This is a genomic window from Mesoflavibacter sp. CH_XMU1422-2 (assembly GCF_037029245.1).
GTDB classification, from domain to species: Bacteria; Bacteroidota; Bacteroidia; order Flavobacteriales; family Flavobacteriaceae; genus Mesoflavibacter; species Mesoflavibacter zeaxanthinifaciens.
On the sequence record NZ_JAYMEE010000001.1, the window covers coordinates 57,309 to 74,410 of the forward strand.

The window sequence follows — 17,102 nt, forward strand, 5'->3', positions numbered from 1 at the left end:
GTTTTTAGCAGGTTTTTTTTGTGTTATATTTGAATCTAATATGAGCTGGTTTAAAAAAGATCCGTTACAAATAATTTCATTTTTAAGTTATGGTACACAAAACCATTTCTATATACGTGGTCGCGCTTTAGAAGACGAAACTATTAATTTAGAAGAAAAAAGCTTGTGGAATCTTATCCTTAATACTTGGAAGCGTTTTGAAACCGACGAAATTAAAAATACCAAACTAAAGATAACCTTACCAGACAACAGGGTTTATTATACAAAAACCGATAAAGATGGATACTATAAAATAGATGTTAGTAATGAAGATTTAAAACATCTAGTTAATGAAGAAGGTTGGTTAAATTTTGAGCTTTCTTACGATGAACCTAACATAAAGCGTACCATTCAAAAAGAAAACCGTTTTAAAGGTGAAATGCTAATACCTGCTAAAGATGCAGATTTTGGTGTAATAAGCGACATTGATGATACGATTATTCATACCGGAGTAGCTTCATTTTTAAAATGGCGTGTTATTTTTAATACCTTTTTAAAACATGTACAAAGTAGGATGCCTTTAGAAGGCGCAGCAGAGTTTTATCATCTTTTACATCGTGGTACAACTGGTAAAAAGGCTAATCCTATATTTTATGTAAGTCATAGTCCATGGAATTTATACAGATATTTAGAGTTTTTTTTAAAAACTAACAACTTTCCTAAAGGACCAATATTGCTTCGTAGTTTTAGAACTATTTTTAAAAAGAAAACATCTACTTGCAAGCCACAAAAACAACTAGAAATTACTAATATTTTAAATACCTATCCTAATCTACCTTTTGTATTAATTGGAGATAGTAGTGAGCATGATCCAGATATTTATTTAGAGTTAGTCAATAGTTTTCCTAACCGTATTAAAGTTGTTTATTTACGTAGTGTATTACATAAACAGAAAATGCAGCGTGTTAAAAAACTATTAGCAGATTACAGTATTCCTGTTATGTTAGTAGACAACAGCAAAGAAGCTATTGCGCATGCTAAAGGTTTAGGTATTATTAAGTAAACCCGCGTTAAGGATTGAAGTGAAAAACCCACAGCGAAGCATGAGCGAGGATTTGTAACGTAAAGCCTGACCCTTTAGGGTAACGCCAAAAAAAATCTAAAATAATCCGTTAATTTGCGCGTCTATTTTATTAATGATATTACCTAAGTCTTCAGGATTTGCAACAAAATCTAAATTATCTACGTCAATTATTAATAAGTTTCCTTTGTCATAATTATGTATCCAAGCTTCGTAACGCTCATTAAGTCGGCTTAAATAATCGATGCTTATAGAGTTTTCATAATCACGACCTCTTTTGTGGATTTGAGCTACTAAATTTTGAATAGAACTACGTAAATATATCAATAAGTCTGGACCTGGTACAAAAGATTGCATAAGATCAAAAAGTGATTTGTAATTTTCATAATCACGATTTGTCATTAGTCCCATAGCATGAAGGTTAGGTGCAAAAATATGTGCATCTTCGTAAATGGTACGGTCTTGTATAATGTCTTTACCACTTTCGTTTATTTGGGTGACTTGTCTAAAACGACTATTTAAAAAATAAACTTGTAGGTTAAAACTCCAACGTTCCATTTGGTTATAAAAATCGTCTAAATATGGGTTGTCTACAACATCTTCTAATTGAGCTTCCCAGTTAAAGTGTTTAGCTAATAATTTGGTTAGCGTAGTTTTACCTGCGCCTATATTTCCTGCTACAGCAACGTGCATAATTAGTCGGTTTTAAGTTGAAATTTAGATAAAAAATTAAGGGTGTAAATATACAGGATTTGATTGGTTACAAAAAACTGTTTTATTAACATATTTGAAGTTTTAATTTTTTTTTGTGTTTGGTCTTTTGAGTTGTAATAGATTAACCCATCATTGGTTTTTATGATTAAGTTTTCTTTAGTGGCTTGAAGTTTTGTAAAACCAGTGTTTGGTATTTTGTAAACTAAGCTACCAAAGTAGTTGTAGCAGTATAAAAAATTATCTGTTAGTAACCAACAGTAATTGTAATTACTAGTTAGGTCTAAAACTTTAGAGCTTACAGGTATAGTTTTGTATCGTGTTTTTTTAGTTTGAAAATCAAATAATTCTAAATACTGAAAGTCTTGATTGTAAATCCAAATAGTATTGTCAAAACCAGTAGTGACATGGGTAATGTTTTTATAGTTTTCAGCTGAATTAAAATCTATTTTAGCGACTTCAGCTAGACGGTTGTCAAGAATAATAACCGTATTAAAATCCGCATAAAACAAATTAATCTTTAAAGAGTTAAAAGCGTTAGCGCTAGTAATTTGACCTAATTGAAAGTTACTATAGTTTATTGTGTCTTTGCTAGTTGCTTTTTTAAAGGTGTTGTTTTTTATAAAGTAGGTTGCTTCAAAATTATCTATGCCAACTAGCCAATCGGCTTTTAGAGACTTTTTTTCAATAAGAGTAGTAGTGATTTCTTCTTGAGCAAAACAAGAAGAGCTAATAAAAGCAAGTAAAATCAAAAGCTGTTTCATTAAGATACAATGTACAAATTTCAAACAATATTTGTAACAAAATCAGCAATTTTGCTACTAATTTTTTATTAGTAAATAATTAACATTTAACAATTAAACTATTAGTTAATTTCAAAGTCAAATAAAAGATTAAAATTTAATACTTAAAATTTTTAAAATGAATTTAAAAACTACCCTAAAAGCCTTAGCAGCAAGCTTTATTATGTTGATTGCTTTTGGTTTACATGCTCAAAACGATTTTCAAGGAGAAGCAGTTTACATGTCAAAAACGACAGTAGATTTAGATAACTTTGGAGGCAGAGAGCTTAGTCCAGAACGTAAGAAAATGATTATGGAGCGTATGAAATCTATGCTAGAAAAAACCTTCATACTTACGTTTAACAAAACAGAATCGATGTATAAAGAAGACGAAGCTTTAGAGTCGCCAGCACAAGGAGGAATGCGTATGATGGGCGGAATGGGAAGTAGTGGTCCAGTTTACAAAAATGTAAAAACAAACGAGTACTTGCAGGATCAAGAGTTTTTTGGTAAGCAATTTTTAATTAACGATAGTTTACCAAAATACGAATGGAAAATGACAGGCGAAACCAAACAAATTGGTCAATACATGTGTTTTAAAGCAACAGCTGTAAAAAAGGTAGATGCTGCAGATTGGACAAATATGCGCCGTAAAAATAAAGATGAAGACAAGAAAAAAGATGATGAAAAAGAGGATGCAGAAGTACAAAAGGATAGCACAAAAAAAGAAGAATTTAAAGATCCGTTTGATGAGATAGAAATCCCTGAAGAAATAGAGATTACAGCATGGTATACTATGCAAGTACCTGTAAGCGCTGGACCTGGAGAATATTGGGGATTACCAGGATTGATTTTAGAAATCAACTCTGGAAGAACAACTATTCTTTGTACTAAAATCACTTTAAATCCTGAAAATAAAAAGGAAATTAAAAAACCAACCAAAGGTAAAGAAGTTGGTAGAGAAGAGTATCAAGAGATTGTAAAAAAGAAAATGGAAGAAATGCGTGAAATGTTTAGAGCCAGAAGAGCTAGAGGTGGCGGCGGAAGACACTAGTCCATTTCTTTTAACTAATCAAAAATCAAATAATGAAAAACGTAATAAAACTGCTAATAATCTTATTAGCAAGTACATCTTTTGCTCAAGTCACGTTTCAAGGTGTAGTAAAAGATAGTACAGGTGTTGGTTTAGAGTTAGCCAACGTAGTAGCTATAAACCAAGCAACTAAAAATTTAGATTCTTATGGGATTACCAACGATAAAGGTCGTTTCAAGTTAAATTTAGAAGAAAATTCTACCTATACAATTACCGTGAGCTATATCGGTATGCAATCTTTATCAGAGACTGTAGAAACTAAAGAAGCAAATTTAGAAAAAGACTTTACAATGTCTTTTGATGATAGTTTAGATGAAGTTGAATTAACCTATGAAATGCCTGTAACCATTAGTGGCGATACCATAGTTTATAACGCAGATTCTTTTAAAAACGGAACCGAAAGAAAACTTGGTGACGTTTTAGAAAAGCTTCCAGGTGTTGAGGTTAATGATGAAGGTGAAATTGAAGTAGAAGGTAAAGCTGTTGGGAAAGTCATGGTAGATGGTAAAGATTTTTTTGATGGCGATTCTAAATTAGCAACTAAAAATATTCCTGCAAATGCGGTAGATAAAGTTCAGGTCTTAAAAAACTATTCAGAAGTTGGTCAATTAAGTGGTGTAACTAATAACCAAGATAATATTGCCATAAATATTAAGTTAAAAGAAGGAAAGAAAAACTTTTGGTTTGGTACAATTACTGGCGGTATTGGTGGCTCTCCAGACAAAACTTTATACCTGGCACAACCTAAATTATTTTATTACAGTCCAGAAAAAAGCATCAACTTTATTGGCGATTTAAATAATGTTGGCGAATTAGCTTTAACACGTCGTGATATCTTTAACTTTTCTGGTGGTTTCCAAATGCCAAGTCAGCAAAGTGGTACAAATATAAGTTTAGGAAATAATAATCTAAGTTTCCTTCAACTACAAAATAATCAAGCTAAAGATATTAATACAAAGTTTGGTGCAGCAAACTTCAGCTTTTCACCTAAAAAGACTTTAGACTTAAGTGGTTTTGGTATTTTTTCTAGTAGCCGTATAGACTTACAAGAAAACCAAAATGTAATTTATACAGACCAAAGTTTAAATATTCCTAATGAACAAACAGAGACAAACACACATCAAAAAAGTGATTTAGGAATGATTAAATTAAGTGCTAAATACAAACCTAACACTAATAATCAACTAGATTATGATATTGTTGGACGTACATCTAAAGAGTCTCAAGATCAAGTAGTATTATCTTCTGTAGTTGGTGGCATTGACGAAAACCAAAACTCAAATCCATACAGTATTAATCAGAATTTAAACTACTACTACACGCATGACGAGAATAATATTTTTGCATTATCTGCACAACATTTAATACAAGATGAAGATCCTTTTTATAAAGCGGTTTTAGAGAATGACCCTACAAACAATGCAGATGCAGATAATGATGCTTTTGATAATACTGCATTTGCTTTAGGCTTAAATACAGATCAAAATTTATACGATGTAAATCAAGAGAAGCGAGTAAAATCTAATCAGTTAGATGTAAAATTAGATTACTGGAACATTCTTAATAAGAAGAGCGATATTAATTTTACTATTGGTACAATTTACAGTAAGCAGCAGTTTAATTCTAATATCTTCCAAGTGTTAGATAACGGAAGTGATTTAGATACAACTCCAATAGCAGGTGTAACCGATGTAAATGATACAGATTACACATTTAGCGATGTGTATTTAGGATTACATTACCGTTGGAAAACAGGTAAGTTTACTATTAGTCCTGGTGTTTCGGCTCATGCTTATAGCGCAATTAATACGCAATTTGGAGAAGAAACAAAAGATAACTTTTTCAGATTATTACCAGATTTAAATGTTCGAGTTCAGCTTAAACAATCAGAAAATTTAAGTTTTAATTATAGAATGCAAACCCAATTTACAGATGTTAATCAGTTTGCTAGAGGATTAGTTTTAAATAATTACAATTCAACTTTTATTGGAAATCCTGATTTAGAAAGTGCATTATCACATAATTTAAATTTAAGTTATTTCAGCTTTAATATGTTTAATTATACTAACGTGTTTGCCTTTTTAAATTACACAAAAAGTATTGATAATATTAGGACAAGATCGGTGTTTCAAGACGGTTCTGTAATTAGAAGTAGTACACCTTTTAACTCAGGTTTTGAAGACGAATCTTTTACAGCAAGCGGACGTTTTCAAAGACGATTTGGTAAGCTACAAGGTAGTGTAAGAGGTAGTTTTGCCTACACAAAATTTAACCAGTTAATTAACGATATTGTTTCGGTTAACGAAAATTATAATCAAACTTATACAGCAAGTATCCGTTCTAATTTTTTAGAAGCGCCTAATTTTGAAGTAAGCTACCGTTACAGCATTCAAGATAGCGATCAAGGTAATACAAGAACTAAGTTTTATACCAATGCACCAACTATTGAATTTGATGCGTTAATCTTCAAAAAACTAACTTTTAAAACAGACTATACATACAGTAACTTAAGAAATGAAGATGAAACTATAAACTCTTTTGATTTATGGAATGCCTCTTTAGCGTATCGTAAAACAAATGATAGTAAATGGGAATATGAGCTTAAAGCAACAAACTTGTTAGATACAGCTACAAGAAACCAAACAAGCAACGGAACATTTTCTGTAAGTACAAGTCAGTACTACATACAGCCAAGATTTTTAACACTAAGAGTTATATATAATTTATAGTATTGAATTTTAGTCCAATAAAAAAGCGCTTTGAAAAAGGCGCTTTTTTTTATTACCACTCATTAATTCTATTAGAATCTAATTTAATAAAAATGAATAGTAAAATAGTAAATCCCCAAAGACCAGAGCCACCATAACTAAAAAACGGAAGTGGTATGCCAATGGTTGGGATTAATCCCATGACCATGCCAATATTAATATTAAAGTGTATAAATAAAATACTAGCAACCGCATAACCATACATGCGGCTAAATTGATTTTTTTGGCGTTCTGCAAGAATAATAACCCTTATGATTAGCAATACAAATACAATAACAGTAAGTGTGCTGCCAATAAATCCCCATTCTTCACCAACGGTTGTAAAAATGTAATCTGTATGTTGTTCTGGTACAAAATTTCCTGTAGTACGTGTACCTTGTAAAAAACCTCTTCCAGCAAAACCACCATTACTTATAGCTTTTTCAGATTCGTTTAAATTGTAAGCTATGGTTTGTTTCATTTGCTTCAATTTAACAGGGTCTTTTTCTAAGCTTAACCAAATTGTAATACGGTCTTTTTGATGGACTGGTAAAAAGTTTTGATAAATAAACCTTACAGTAAATGCTAGAGCTCCGGATATTAAAATGACCATTAAAGGTTGAAAAAATGATGGTCTCTTTTTTCTGGTGAAATGATGAGTTAGCACAATAAAAGCAGTAACTAATAAAGTAATTATTAGTCCAAATTTTAATGCAGAAATAGAAAGTAAAACTACTAAAACCGCAATAACTAAATAGATTTGAGGTAAACCTTCTCTATATAAAACAAAGAAGAAAGCACTATACACCAAAGTACTACCTGCATCTTTTTGAAGTAAAATTAATAGAGCAGGTAACACAATAATGCCAAAAAGTTTTAATTGATCCGAAAAACTTTTAATATCTGTGTTTAAATCGCTTAAATATTTTGCAACAGCAAGTGCAGTAGCTGTTTTAGCAAACTCACTTGGTTGAAGGGTCATAGATCCTATTGCGTACCAAGAAGTAGCTCCGTTAATATTTTTACCAAAGATGAATAAACCAACTAAAGAAACTATTGAGATGAGGTAAAAAATACTAGAAAACCGTTCGTAAAATTTAGCTTCTAAAGACAAAATAAAGATAATTAAAACTACAGATAAACCAATAAATATTAATTGTTTACTGTAAGAATGACTAAAATTAAAAAGTTCTATAGCATCGCCTGAATGTGATGCAGATAGTATATTAACCCATCCAAACCCTACTAATAAAAAAAATAGTATTATGGTTAGCCAATCAAATTTAAAATATCTGTCTGTTTCTCTTAGCATTTAGTTAAGCTGATTTAACTTTTGTTTTAGTTTATTAAATTCTTCTGGCGGAATGACTTGTAACTCAGTTTGACCATTAATTTTAAACGGTTTACCAGAATAAGGTTTTGCGTATTCGTTTTCAAGACTGTGTGAAAGTAGCCAATCTTCTAAATCTGTTCTTGTGATTTCGCCCTTTAAATGTTTTTCAATCATTAAGCTAGCAACTTTTCCTGCAAATCTGCTTCCCCAATATCCATTTTCAACAAAAACAGCAATTGCAATTTTTGGGTCGTCTTTTGGTGCAAATGCAACAAAAATAGAATGGTCAGTAAGCTGTGTTCTTACACTATCTATTCTAGTAAAATTTTCTACTGTACCAGTTTTTCCGCAGATTTCAATATCTTTTATTTTAAGGCTACTTGCAGTACCTGTTTTGTAAACTTGGTGCATACCTTCAATTACTGGTTCAAAATTTTCTTTGCTTATAGAAGTGTATTTTGGTGTTTTAAAACTTTCAGGAATAGTGTCTCCTTCTATAGATTTAATAATGTGTGGTGTAAAATAAAAACCTCTGTTAGCTATTGCGGCAGTCATATTTGCCAATTGTATAGGTGTTGTAGCAACTTCACCTTGTCCAATTGCATTAGACACAGTATAAGTAGAGTAGAAGGTTTTTGGATATTGATAGCTATAGTATTCTCTATCCGGAATTCGTCCTTTTTGACCAACAAAAAGATCGTTATTTAAGTAGTTGCCTAAGCCAAAGCTTTTTACATGCTTACTCCATTTGTCAATACCAACAGATGCGTTTTCATATTTATCTAATATGCGTCTATAAGCTGTTAAAAAATAAGCATTACAAGACTCTTCAATACCTTCAATCATATCATTTCTTTTACCAGAAGGACAGTGACATCCCATAAAACGGTTACCGTATTTAATACCGTGATAACACGTTACTTTTTCATTAGGGGACATAACGTTTTCTTCTAAAGCAATAAGAGCATTCATTAATTTAAACGGTGAACCTGGCTCGTAAACACCTTGCAAGCTTCTGTTAAATAACGGTTTTGCAATAGAGTCGTTAAATAGTTTTGTAAAGTTTTTGCTTCTATTTCTTCCAACTAAACTATTTGGGTTGTAAGTAGGAGCAGAAACCATTGCTAAGATTTCTCCTGTTTTTGGTTCTATAGCTATTACTCCACCACGTTTATTGGTCATTAGTAACTCTCCATAAGCTTGTAAATCTGCATCAATTGTAATTTTTATGTCTTTACCAGCTCTTGGTAGCGTGTCATATTTACCGTTTTTATAAGGTCCTATATCTTGATTATGGATATCTTTTTGGATAAACTTAATCCCTTTTTGTCCGCGTAATATGTTTTCATAAGAAGCTTCTACACCTTGCTTACCTATTAAATCTCCACTATGGTAGTAATTGTCTTTTGCTATATCTCTGCTATTGACTTCTCCTATGTCTCCTAAAACATTTGCGCCAATATTGGTTTCGTATTTTCTTAAGGATCTTTTTTGAATATAAAACCCTTTGTATTTTCTCATTTTTTCTTGAAGGATAGCGTAATCTTCTTTTGCTAAATGAGAAACAAAAACAGAAGGTAGTCTTGGTGAGTAATGCCTAGCTTTATTATATTTATTTAAAAACTGTTCTTTGTTGATTTTTAAAAGTGAACAAAACTCTAAAGTATCTAAAGGTTTGACATCTCTAGGAATAACCATGACATCATAAGATGGTTGGTTTGATACTAAAAGTTTACCATTTCTGTCGTAAACAAAACCTCGTTTAGGATAATTAAAAACTGTTCTAATTGCATTGTCATCATAAATACTTTGGGCATGACTGTTAAATACTTGCAAGTATAACAATCTGCCTATAAATATGATACCAACAATAATTACAAAAAAGAAAAGTATATATTTTCTCATTTAGTTTTTTTGCTAAAAATAGTAGTTATTAAAATACTAAGTAGTATAGTAAAAATGCTGGATAATAACGTGTTTTTTAAGATTAAAATTATTTTAGAAATGTTAAAAAATTCCATCAAAAAGTAAAAGAAATGATGAATAACTATCAAGATGCTAAAGTAAGCCAGTTTTTGAATAAAATTAGTGTTGTTAAATTTTAACACATTGTGTTCGTATACTGCACCAAAGCTAAACTTTAATACAGCAGGTCTGATAAAGGCTATAATTAAAGAAGCTGTTGCATTTATACCGCCAGAATCCATGAAAAAATCTATAATTAACCCTAGTAAAAAACTTAAAAATAAAAACAACATACGATTGTTTTTTACAGGGTATAATGCAATAAAAAGTATGTAAATGTATGGGTTTACGTAGCCTAAAAAATCAATATGATTAAAAAGTAATACTTGAAAAACTATTAGCAGTAAAAACCTTAATGTATGTATAGATAATAAATTATTCATTGTTTAATAAATCTTCAATTAATGATTTGTCTTTGTTTTCTATAACCATAACATGCTCTAAATTGGTCATGTCATTAAACAATGAAACGTTTATTTCGTAATAATTCTCTGTAATATCTAGTTTAAAATCTTTGATAGAGCCAATAAGTATTCCTTTTGGAAAAATTGACGATCTACCAGAAGTTATAATAGTATCTCCAATTTTAACTGGAGCGTTTTTTTGAATATCTGTTAATTGTACAATTTTTGGAGACTTTCCGTTCCAACTTAAAGTCCCAAAATGATTAGTTTTTTTAAGTTGTGCACTAATACGACTTGTTGTATTTAATATTGAAATAACAGTAGCGTATTTTGAGTTGTAATTGGCTGTAATACCTATAATCTTATTATTGTCAATAACAGCTAAGTCGTCTTTTATACTATCTTTTTTGCCTTTATTAATTAATAAAACATTTTGTTGCTTAGAGTAGCTGTTTTTAATTATTCTAGCAGGTGTAAACTTAAAAGTGTTTTCAAAAGTTGTAGTGTCTATATAGCTAATACTTTCCTTTTTAGTATTACCAATTAATGTGTTAAGTCTAGCGTTTTCTTTATTAAGTTTTTGGTTTTCTTCTTCTAAGTTAAAATAACTAGAAATTGAGTTGCTAGTATTATAAAGTCCTCCAGTAAAAAAATTAGCAGAATTTATAAACTTACTTCTGTGATAAGAATGTGATTGAATTGTAAGTGAAACCGAGATAGACAGTAGCAACAAGAAAAACAAAAACGATTTGTTTCTTAAAATGAAATTTACAATTTGTTGCATAGTGTTTTTATCCTACTTGATCAATACGCCTTTAAATCTACCTATGTTTTTTAGCGTAATACCTGTTCCTCTAACTACAGCACGTAATGGGTCTTCTGCAATGTAAACAGGTAAATCTGTTTTTTGAGAAAGACGCTTGTCTAAACCACGTAACATAGATCCTCCACCAGCTAAGTAAATACCTGTATTGTAAATATCTGCAGCTAATTCTGGAGGTGTTTGAGATAATGTTTCCATTACCGCATCTTCAATACGCAAAATAGACTTGTCTAATGCCTTTGCTATTTCTCTATACGATATTTGTACCTGTTTTGGTTTACCTGTTAATAAATCTCTACCTTGAACACTCATGTCCTCTGGTGGTAAATCTAAATCTTCGGTAGCAGCGCCAATTTGGATTTTAATTTTTTCAGCAGTACGCTCTCCAACATAAAGGTTGTGTTGTGTACGCATGTAGTATATAATATCGTTTGTAAAAACGTCTCCTGCAATCTTCACAGATTTATCACAAACAATACCACCAAGAGCAATAACTGCAATTTCTGTTGTTCCTCCACCTATGTCAACAATCATGTTCCCTTTAGGTTGCATAATATCTACACCAATACCAATTGCTGCAGCCATAGGCTCGTGGATTAGGTATACTTCTTTACCGTTAACACGTTCTGCACTTTCTTTTACGGCGCGCATTTCAACTTCAGTAATTCCTGAAGGAATACAAATAACCATTGTTAAGGCAGGTGTAAATAGCTTTTTCTTTAACGCAGGTATGTTTTTAATAAACATACTAATCATTTGCTCTGACGCATCAAAATCTGCAATTACACCGTCTTTTAGAGGTCTAATAGTTTTGATATTTTCATGCGTTTTACCTTGCATCATGTTAGCTTCTTGACCAACTGCAATGATTTTTCCAGAAACTCTATCTCTGGCAACTATGGAAGGCGCATCAACCACAACCTTATCGTTATGAATAATAAGTGTGTTTGCTGTTCCTAAATCTATTGCGATTTCTTCAGTTAAAAAGTCAAAAAAACCCATGCGCTACGTGTAATTATTTGCTATTAGTATATGATGGTGTAAAAGTAAGAAAAATGCTGAAATTATTGTGAATTTAATAATTTACTTGCTACTTAATTTTATTAAGATATAAATTCCTTTTCAAGTAACAGATTTTTTTATGTTTTATTTTATTGAAGTTGAAAATTTTTGCATAAAAAAAGCTTCAGTGTTTAACTGAAGCTTTTAAATATATTTTAAATAGAAATTAGTGTTTAAAATGACGTGTCCCAGTCATGACCATTGAAATATTATTATCATTACAATAATCAATACTTAATTGATCTTTTATAGATCCACCAGGTTGAATAACACTTGTTATTCCAGCGTTTCCTGCGATTTCTACACAATCAGGAAATGGAAAAAAAGCATCACTTGCCATAACACTTCCTTTTAAGTCAAAATTGAAAGATGTTGCTTTATGTATAGCTTGATTTAAAGCATCTACACGACTTGTTTGACCTGTTCCGCTAGCACAAAGTTGCTTGTCTTTTACTAAAACAATAGTGTTAGATTTTGTGTGTTTACAAATCTTTGAAGCAAAGATTAAATCTTCAATTTCGGCATCTGTTGGTTTTGTGTTTGTTGCATAAGTAAAATCTTCTACAACATCAGTCTTATTATCTTTATCTTGTACTAAAACACCGTTTAAACATGTTCTTACAGTTTTAGCAGAAAGCGGTGTGTCTTTTAAGATTAAAAGAATACGGTTTTTCTTTCCTTTTAAAATCTCTAAAGCTTCATCAGAAAATGAAGGTGCAATTACAACTTCACAGAATAAATTATGAATATCTGCTGCAGTGTCTGCATCAATTTCAACATTAGAAATTAAAATACCTCCAAAAGCAGAAACAGGATCGCCTGCTAATGCATCTGCATAAGCTTGTTTTATGGTGCTACGTTGTGCAAAACCACAAGCATTATTATGTTTTAATATTGCAAAAGTTGGCGCTTCGCCTTTAAATTCGTTTATTAAATTTACAGCAGCATCGACATCTAAAAGGTTGTTGTAGCTTAATTCTTTACCGTGTAATTTTGTAAACATAGCGTCAAAATCACCAAAGAAGAAACCGTCTTGATGAGGATTTTCGCCATATCTTAAAACTTGACCTTTAGTTTCACTTAATTTGTAAGCAGGAATATTTTCAGTGGTATTGAAATAATTGAAGATTGCCGAATCGTAATGCGATGATACATTAAAAGCTTTTGCAGCAAAACGCTTACGATCGTCTTCGCTTAAATTTCCTTTTTTATCTGTGATTAGCTCTAAAAATTCAGCATAATCATCTACAGAAGATACACAAATAACATCTGCATAATTTTTTGCAGCAGCACGTATTAAAGAAATACCTCCAATATCAATTTTTTCAATAATATCTTGGTTTGATGCGCCAGAAGCTACCGTTTTTTCAAACGGATAAAGGTCTACGATTACAACATCTATTTGTGGTATGTCAAAGTCTTTCATCTCTTTAACATCACCATCATGATTTTGACGATTTAAAATACCACCAAATACTTTTGGATGTAATGTTTTAACGCGACCACCTAAAATAGAAGGGTAAGATGTTACATCTTCTACAGGAATGACGTTAATGCCTAAATCTTTAATGAATTTTTCTGTACCACCAGTAGAATAGATGGATACACCTTGTTTGTCAAGTTCTTTAACAATTGGCTCTAAACCATCTTTGCTAAATACTGAAATTAATGCAGATTTAATTGTTTTGTTGCTCATTATAGTTGTGTTAATAAGCCATCAAATGTAATGAATTTCAAGTTTTTTTCAACTTTGTTTGTGATAGTTTTTTTAACTAAAAAATATAAGTTGTTAACATAAAAAAAGCAACTATAAGAAATAGTTGCTTTTTGTAAGTTGTTGATTTGTTACGTTTTATAATATTGATGCTGCTTTTTGGCAAACAAATTCTAAAAAACGTTCGTCTGCTTCTGTAAACGGATCTGGAGTGTTAGAATCTATATCTATTTGACCAATGTTTTCTCCGTTAACAAAAATAGGAATTACAATTTCGGCTTTTACAGTAATGCTACATGCGATATAGTTGTCTTGTGCAGAAACATCCGGAACGACAAAATTTTTGTTACTTACTGCAACTTGACCACAAATACCTTTACCAAAAGGGATGATTGTATGATCTGTTGGTTCGCCAACATAAGGACCTAATTTAAGTTCGTTTTTATCACCGTTTTTAAAGTAAAATCCAACCCAATTATAATATTCTATATTGGTTTCTAGAAGTTTACAGATGTTTAAAAGTTTTTCGTCTTTAGATAAAGAAGAATTAGCAATTATAGCTTCAACTTGAGGTTTTAGTGTATCAAAACTCATTTTCATAAAATTTTTGGTAAAAGTATTTAAAAAGGTGTAATTTCCACATTTATAAAACTATTTTTTTTCTATTTACGCATTTGAAATCTTTATTATTACAATACAAGTCTGTTATTAAATTTATAATCACTTTTTTATTGGTTTATGGTGTGCTAAGTTTTGTTTATAGTCAATATCTAGAGCTGTCTAAAGGAACGATTTATTATCCTGATTACGTGACAAATTTGGTTGCTAACCAATCTGAAATTTTATTAGATAGTTTTGGGTACGATAGTCAAGTTTTGCCACATCCTGACGAGCCTTCAATGAAACTTTTAGTTAATGAAAAATATGTTGCAAGAGTAATAGAAGGTTGTAACGGTACAAGTGTTATAATTTTATTTATTGCTTTTGTTGTAGCTTTTGCAGGTAAACCAAAAACCACCTTTTTTTATATTTTGTCAGGTAGTGTTTTAATTTATACAGTTAATCTTTTTAGAATAGTAATTTTAGCAATTGGATTGTATCATTATCCTTGGCGAAAAGAAATTTTACACTCTGTGATTTTTCCAGGAATAATTTACGGAATGGTATTTTTATTATGGATGTTTTGGGTGAATCGTTTTTCTAAAATCAAGAAAACTAATGGGTAAATACGCTAAATATATATGGATAGGTTTGCTGTTTTGCTTATTAGCTTTAGTGCGTTTTTTTGAAAACGAATTGTTTTATGATCCGTACTTGGTGTTTTTTCAAAATGACTATTTGTATTTGGACTCGCCAAGACGCGAAGTTGCAAAATTGGTAGCTTTTACAACATTGCGATATGGGATTAACACCATTATTTCTTTAGGTATTTTATATCTGTTTTTTAAAGATAAAAGTGTTGTGAAGTTTTCGGTATTAGTTTATTCGATTTCTTATGTCATTTTAATTACACTTTTCTTGTACTTTGTTTTAAATCCAAAACAAGAAGATTACTACGTGTTTTTTAATATTAGGCGCTTTTTAATTCAGCCTTTAATATTGTTATTATTGTTGCCTGCTTATTATTATCAACGGTTAAAGACATAAAAAAACCACTTCAATTTTGAAGTGGTTTCTCAGTATTATTTATTTGATGATATTTACTACATCATTCCTGGCATGCCTCCGCCCATTCCTGCAGGCATTCCTCCAGATGGATTATCTTCTTTAATGTCTACTAAAGCACATTCGGTAGTTAAGATCATTCCAGAAACAGAAGCTGCATTTTCTAATGCTACACGAGTTACTTTTTTAGGATCTATAATACCAGCTTTAAGCATATCTACGTAAGCTTCAGATTTTGCATCATAACCAAAGTCTTTTTTACCTTCAATTACTTTTGCTACTACAACGCTACCTTCTCCGCCAGCGTTTTCAACAATGGTTCTTAAAGGCGCTTCGATAGCTCTAGCTACAATTTGAATACCTGTAGTTTCGTCTAAGTTATCTGTAGTTAATTTTTCTAAAACAGATTTTGCTCTAACTAAAGCAACACCACCACCAGCAACAATACCTTCTTCTACAGCTGCACGAGTTGCATGTAAAGCATCATCTACACGGTCTTTCTTTTCTTTCATTTCTACTTCACTAGCAGCACCAACATAAAGTACAGCAACACCACCAGCTAATTTAGCTAAACGCTCTTGCAGTTTTTCTTTATCATAGTCGCTAGTTGTTGTTTCAATCTGTGCTTTTATTTGATTAACTCTGTTTTTGATTAAGTCTTTATCACCAGAACCGTTTACAATAGTTGTATTGTCTTTATCAATTGTAACACGTTCTGCAGTACCTAACATATCAAGAGTTGTGTTTTCTAGAGTGTAACCTCTTTCTTCACTTACAACAGTACCGCCAGTTAAGATTGCAATATCTTCTAACATAGCTTTACGACGATCTCCAAATCCAGGTGCTTTTACAGCAGCAATTTTTAAAGAACCACGCAATTTATTTACTACTAAAGTGGCTAAAGCTTCTCCATCTACATCTTCTGCGATGATTAATAAAGGTTTACCAGATTGAGCAACAGGCTCTAAAACTGGTAATAAATCCTTCATTGTAGACACTTTTTTATCGTATAATAAAATGTAAGGATTCTCTAAATCGGTAATCATTTTTTCGCTATCAGTAACGAAGTAAGGCGATAAATAACCTCTGTCAAACTGCATACCTTCTACAACGTCTACATATGTATCTGTTCCTTTTGCTTCTTCTACAGTAATTACACCTTCTTTACCTACTTTGCTAAATGCTTTAGCTATTAAATCTCCAATAACATCATCGTTATTTGCAGAGATTGAAGCTACTTGCTTAATTTTTTCTGAAGAATCTCCAACTTCTTTAGCTTGCTTACCTAAATCGGTTACGATAGCTTCTACAGCTTTATCGATACCTCGCTTTAAGTCCATTGGGTTGGCACCAGCAGCTACGTTTTTTAATCCTTCTTTTACAATTGCTTGTGCTAAAACGGTAGCAGTAGTTGTACCATCACCAGCAAGATCGTTGGTTTTTGAAGCAACTTCTTTTACCATTTGTGCGCCCATATTTTCTAGAGCGTCTTCTAATTCTACTTCTTTAGCTACACTAACACCGTCTTTAGTTACTACTGGTGCGCCAAAAGAACGACTGATAGTTACGTTTCTACCTTTTGGTCCTAATGTTACTTTTACTGCATTTGCTAAAGCGTCTACACCACGTTTTAATCCGTCGCGAGCTTCAATATCAAATTTTATATCTTTTGCCATTTTTATT

15 protein-coding genes are annotated in these 17,102 nt (G+C 31.3%); 5 read left to right on the forward strand and 10 right to left on the reverse strand.

Translation table 11 applies throughout. The features are described 5' to 3' along the window. Positions 1-40 precede the first annotated feature (40 nt). Positions 41-1,042, forward strand: coding sequence for an App1 family protein (locus WA340_RS00285; RefSeq protein ID WP_027880513.1), 1,002 nt, complete (start codon positions 41-43; stop codon positions 1,040-1,042). A 96-nt stretch (positions 1,043-1,138) separates the two neighbouring features. On the opposite strand, the gene WA340_RS00290 is transcribed toward WA340_RS00285, so the two are convergent. Further along, the gene (locus WA340_RS00290) at positions 1,139-1,753 is read right to left on the reverse strand and encodes a deoxynucleoside kinase (protein ID WP_027880514.1); all 615 of its coding nucleotides are present in this window, start codon (positions 1,751-1,753) and stop codon (positions 1,139-1,141) included. 2 nt (positions 1,754-1,755) lie between these two features. Continuing rightward, positions 1,756-2,535, reverse strand: a complete 780-nt coding sequence (locus WA340_RS00295; RefSeq protein WP_336126813.1) for a hypothetical protein — start codon at positions 2,533-2,535, stop codon at positions 1,756-1,758. 157 nt (positions 2,536-2,692) lie between these two features. Between WA340_RS00295 and WA340_RS00300 the strand changes: the two genes are divergently transcribed. Together WA340_RS00300 and WA340_RS00305 are read left to right on the forward strand one after the other, a co-directional pair. After that, positions 2,693-3,607: a GLPGLI family protein gene (locus WA340_RS00300; RefSeq protein WP_336126815.1), complete on the forward strand. Its 915-nt coding sequence runs from the start codon at positions 2,693-2,695 to the stop codon at positions 3,605-3,607. A 32-nt stretch (positions 3,608-3,639) separates the two neighbouring features. Next, positions 3,640-6,375: a TonB-dependent receptor gene (locus WA340_RS00305; RefSeq protein WP_336126816.1), complete on the forward strand. Its 2,736-nt coding sequence runs from the start codon at positions 3,640-3,642 to the stop codon at positions 6,373-6,375. 52 nt (positions 6,376-6,427) lie between these two features. Here WA340_RS00305 and rodA read toward each other — a convergent pair whose 3' ends face one another. From rodA to WA340_RS00340, 7 genes are all read right to left on the reverse strand, one after another. Next, a complete protein-coding gene (rodA, locus tag WA340_RS00310) occupies positions 6,428-7,705 on the reverse strand; it encodes a rod shape-determining protein RodA (RefSeq protein WP_336126817.1) in 1,278 nt (425 codons plus the stop codon). Beyond that, positions 7,706-9,631, reverse strand: a complete 1,926-nt coding sequence (gene mrdA / locus WA340_RS00315; protein WP_027880519.1) for a penicillin-binding protein 2 — start codon at positions 9,629-9,631, stop codon at positions 7,706-7,708. It lies immediately after the preceding gene. Next, positions 9,628-10,134 carry a hypothetical protein gene (locus WA340_RS00320; protein WP_027880520.1) on the reverse strand — a complete coding sequence of 169 codons (507 nt, stop codon included), beginning with the start codon at positions 10,132-10,134 and terminating at the stop codon, positions 9,628-9,630. The genes mrdA and WA340_RS00320 overlap by 4 nt, the downstream gene beginning before the upstream one ends. Further along, on the reverse strand, positions 10,127-10,939 hold the full coding sequence (gene mreC / locus WA340_RS00325; RefSeq protein ID WP_106676521.1) for a rod shape-determining protein MreC: 813 nt from the start codon (positions 10,937-10,939) through the stop codon (positions 10,127-10,129). The genes WA340_RS00320 and mreC overlap by 8 nt, the downstream gene beginning before the upstream one ends. A gap of 12 nt (positions 10,940-10,951) precedes the next feature. Beyond that, entirely contained in the window at positions 10,952-11,980 is a 1,029-nt protein-coding gene (locus WA340_RS00330) for a rod shape-determining protein (protein ID WP_027880522.1), read from the reverse strand. A 226-nt stretch (positions 11,981-12,206) separates the two neighbouring features. Then, positions 12,207-13,736 (reverse strand): bifunctional phosphoribosylaminoimidazolecarboxamide formyltransferase/IMP cyclohydrolase, encoded by a 1,530-nt coding sequence (purH, locus tag WA340_RS00335; protein WP_336126818.1) that lies wholly within the window; start codon positions 13,734-13,736, stop codon positions 12,207-12,209. A gap of 156 nt (positions 13,737-13,892) precedes the next feature. Beyond that, positions 13,893-14,348 carry a GAF domain-containing protein gene (locus WA340_RS00340; protein ID WP_336126819.1) on the reverse strand — a complete coding sequence of 152 codons (456 nt, stop codon included), beginning with the start codon at positions 14,346-14,348 and terminating at the stop codon, positions 13,893-13,895. 80 nt (positions 14,349-14,428) lie between these two features. Here WA340_RS00340 and xrtF point away from each other — a divergent pair, with 80 nt between their 5' ends. Beyond that, positions 14,429-14,980 carry an exosortase family protein XrtF gene (xrtF, locus tag WA340_RS00345; RefSeq protein ID WP_027880526.1) on the forward strand — a complete coding sequence of 184 codons (552 nt, stop codon included), beginning with the start codon at positions 14,429-14,431 and terminating at the stop codon, positions 14,978-14,980. Continuing rightward, positions 14,973-15,401: an exosortase F system-associated membrane protein gene (locus WA340_RS00350; RefSeq protein ID WP_223076051.1), complete on the forward strand. Its 429-nt coding sequence runs from the start codon at positions 14,973-14,975 to the stop codon at positions 15,399-15,401. Before xrtF ends, WA340_RS00350 begins: the two co-directional genes overlap by 8 nt. A 56-nt stretch (positions 15,402-15,457) precedes the next feature. Here WA340_RS00350 and groL read toward each other — a convergent pair whose 3' ends face one another. Then, positions 15,458-17,095 (reverse strand): chaperonin GroEL, encoded by a 1,638-nt coding sequence (gene groL, locus WA340_RS00355; protein WP_336126820.1) that lies wholly within the window; start codon positions 17,093-17,095, stop codon positions 15,458-15,460. Positions 17,096-17,102: the final 7 nt, after the last annotated feature.

Bases quoted from the DNA above. Each gene is read 5' to 3' on its own strand.
- WA340_RS00285 (WP_027880513.1), top strand. From the start codon at position 41: ATGAGCTGGTTTAAAAAAGATCCGTTACAAATAATTTCATTTTTAAGT.
- WA340_RS00290 (WP_027880514.1), bottom strand. From the start codon at position 1,753: ATGCACGTTGCTGTAGCAGGAAATATAGGCGCAGGTAAAACTACGCTA.
- WA340_RS00295 (WP_336126813.1), bottom strand. From the start codon at position 2,535: ATGAAACAGCTTTTGATTTTACTTGCTTTTATTAGCTCTTCTTGTTTT.
- WA340_RS00300 (WP_336126815.1), top strand. From the start codon at position 2,693: ATGAATTTAAAAACTACCCTAAAAGCCTTAGCAGCAAGCTTTATTATG.
- WA340_RS00305 (WP_336126816.1), top strand. From the start codon at position 3,640: ATGAAAAACGTAATAAAACTGCTAATAATCTTATTAGCAAGTACATCT.
- rodA (WP_336126817.1), bottom strand. From the start codon at position 7,705: ATGCTAAGAGAAACAGACAGATATTTTAAATTTGATTGGCTAACCATA.
- mrdA (WP_027880519.1), bottom strand. From the start codon at position 9,631: ATGAGAAAATATATACTTTTCTTTTTTGTAATTATTGTTGGTATCATA.
- WA340_RS00320 (WP_027880520.1), bottom strand. From the start codon at position 10,134: ATGAATAATTTATTATCTATACATACATTAAGGTTTTTACTGCTAATA.
- mreC (WP_106676521.1), bottom strand. From the start codon at position 10,939: ATGCAACAAATTGTAAATTTCATTTTAAGAAACAAATCGTTTTTGTTT.
- WA340_RS00330 (WP_027880522.1), bottom strand. From the start codon at position 11,980: ATGGGTTTTTTTGACTTTTTAACTGAAGAAATCGCAATAGATTTAGGA.
- purH (WP_336126818.1), bottom strand. From the start codon at position 13,736: ATGAGCAACAAAACAATTAAATCTGCATTAATTTCAGTATTTAGCAAA.
- WA340_RS00340 (WP_336126819.1), bottom strand. From the start codon at position 14,348: ATGAGTTTTGATACACTAAAACCTCAAGTTGAAGCTATAATTGCTAAT.
- WA340_RS00350 (WP_223076051.1), top strand. From the start codon at position 14,973: ATGGGTAAATACGCTAAATATATATGGATAGGTTTGCTGTTTTGCTTA.
- groL (WP_336126820.1), bottom strand. From the start codon at position 17,095: ATGGCAAAAGATATAAAATTTGATATTGAAGCTCGCGACGGATTAAAA.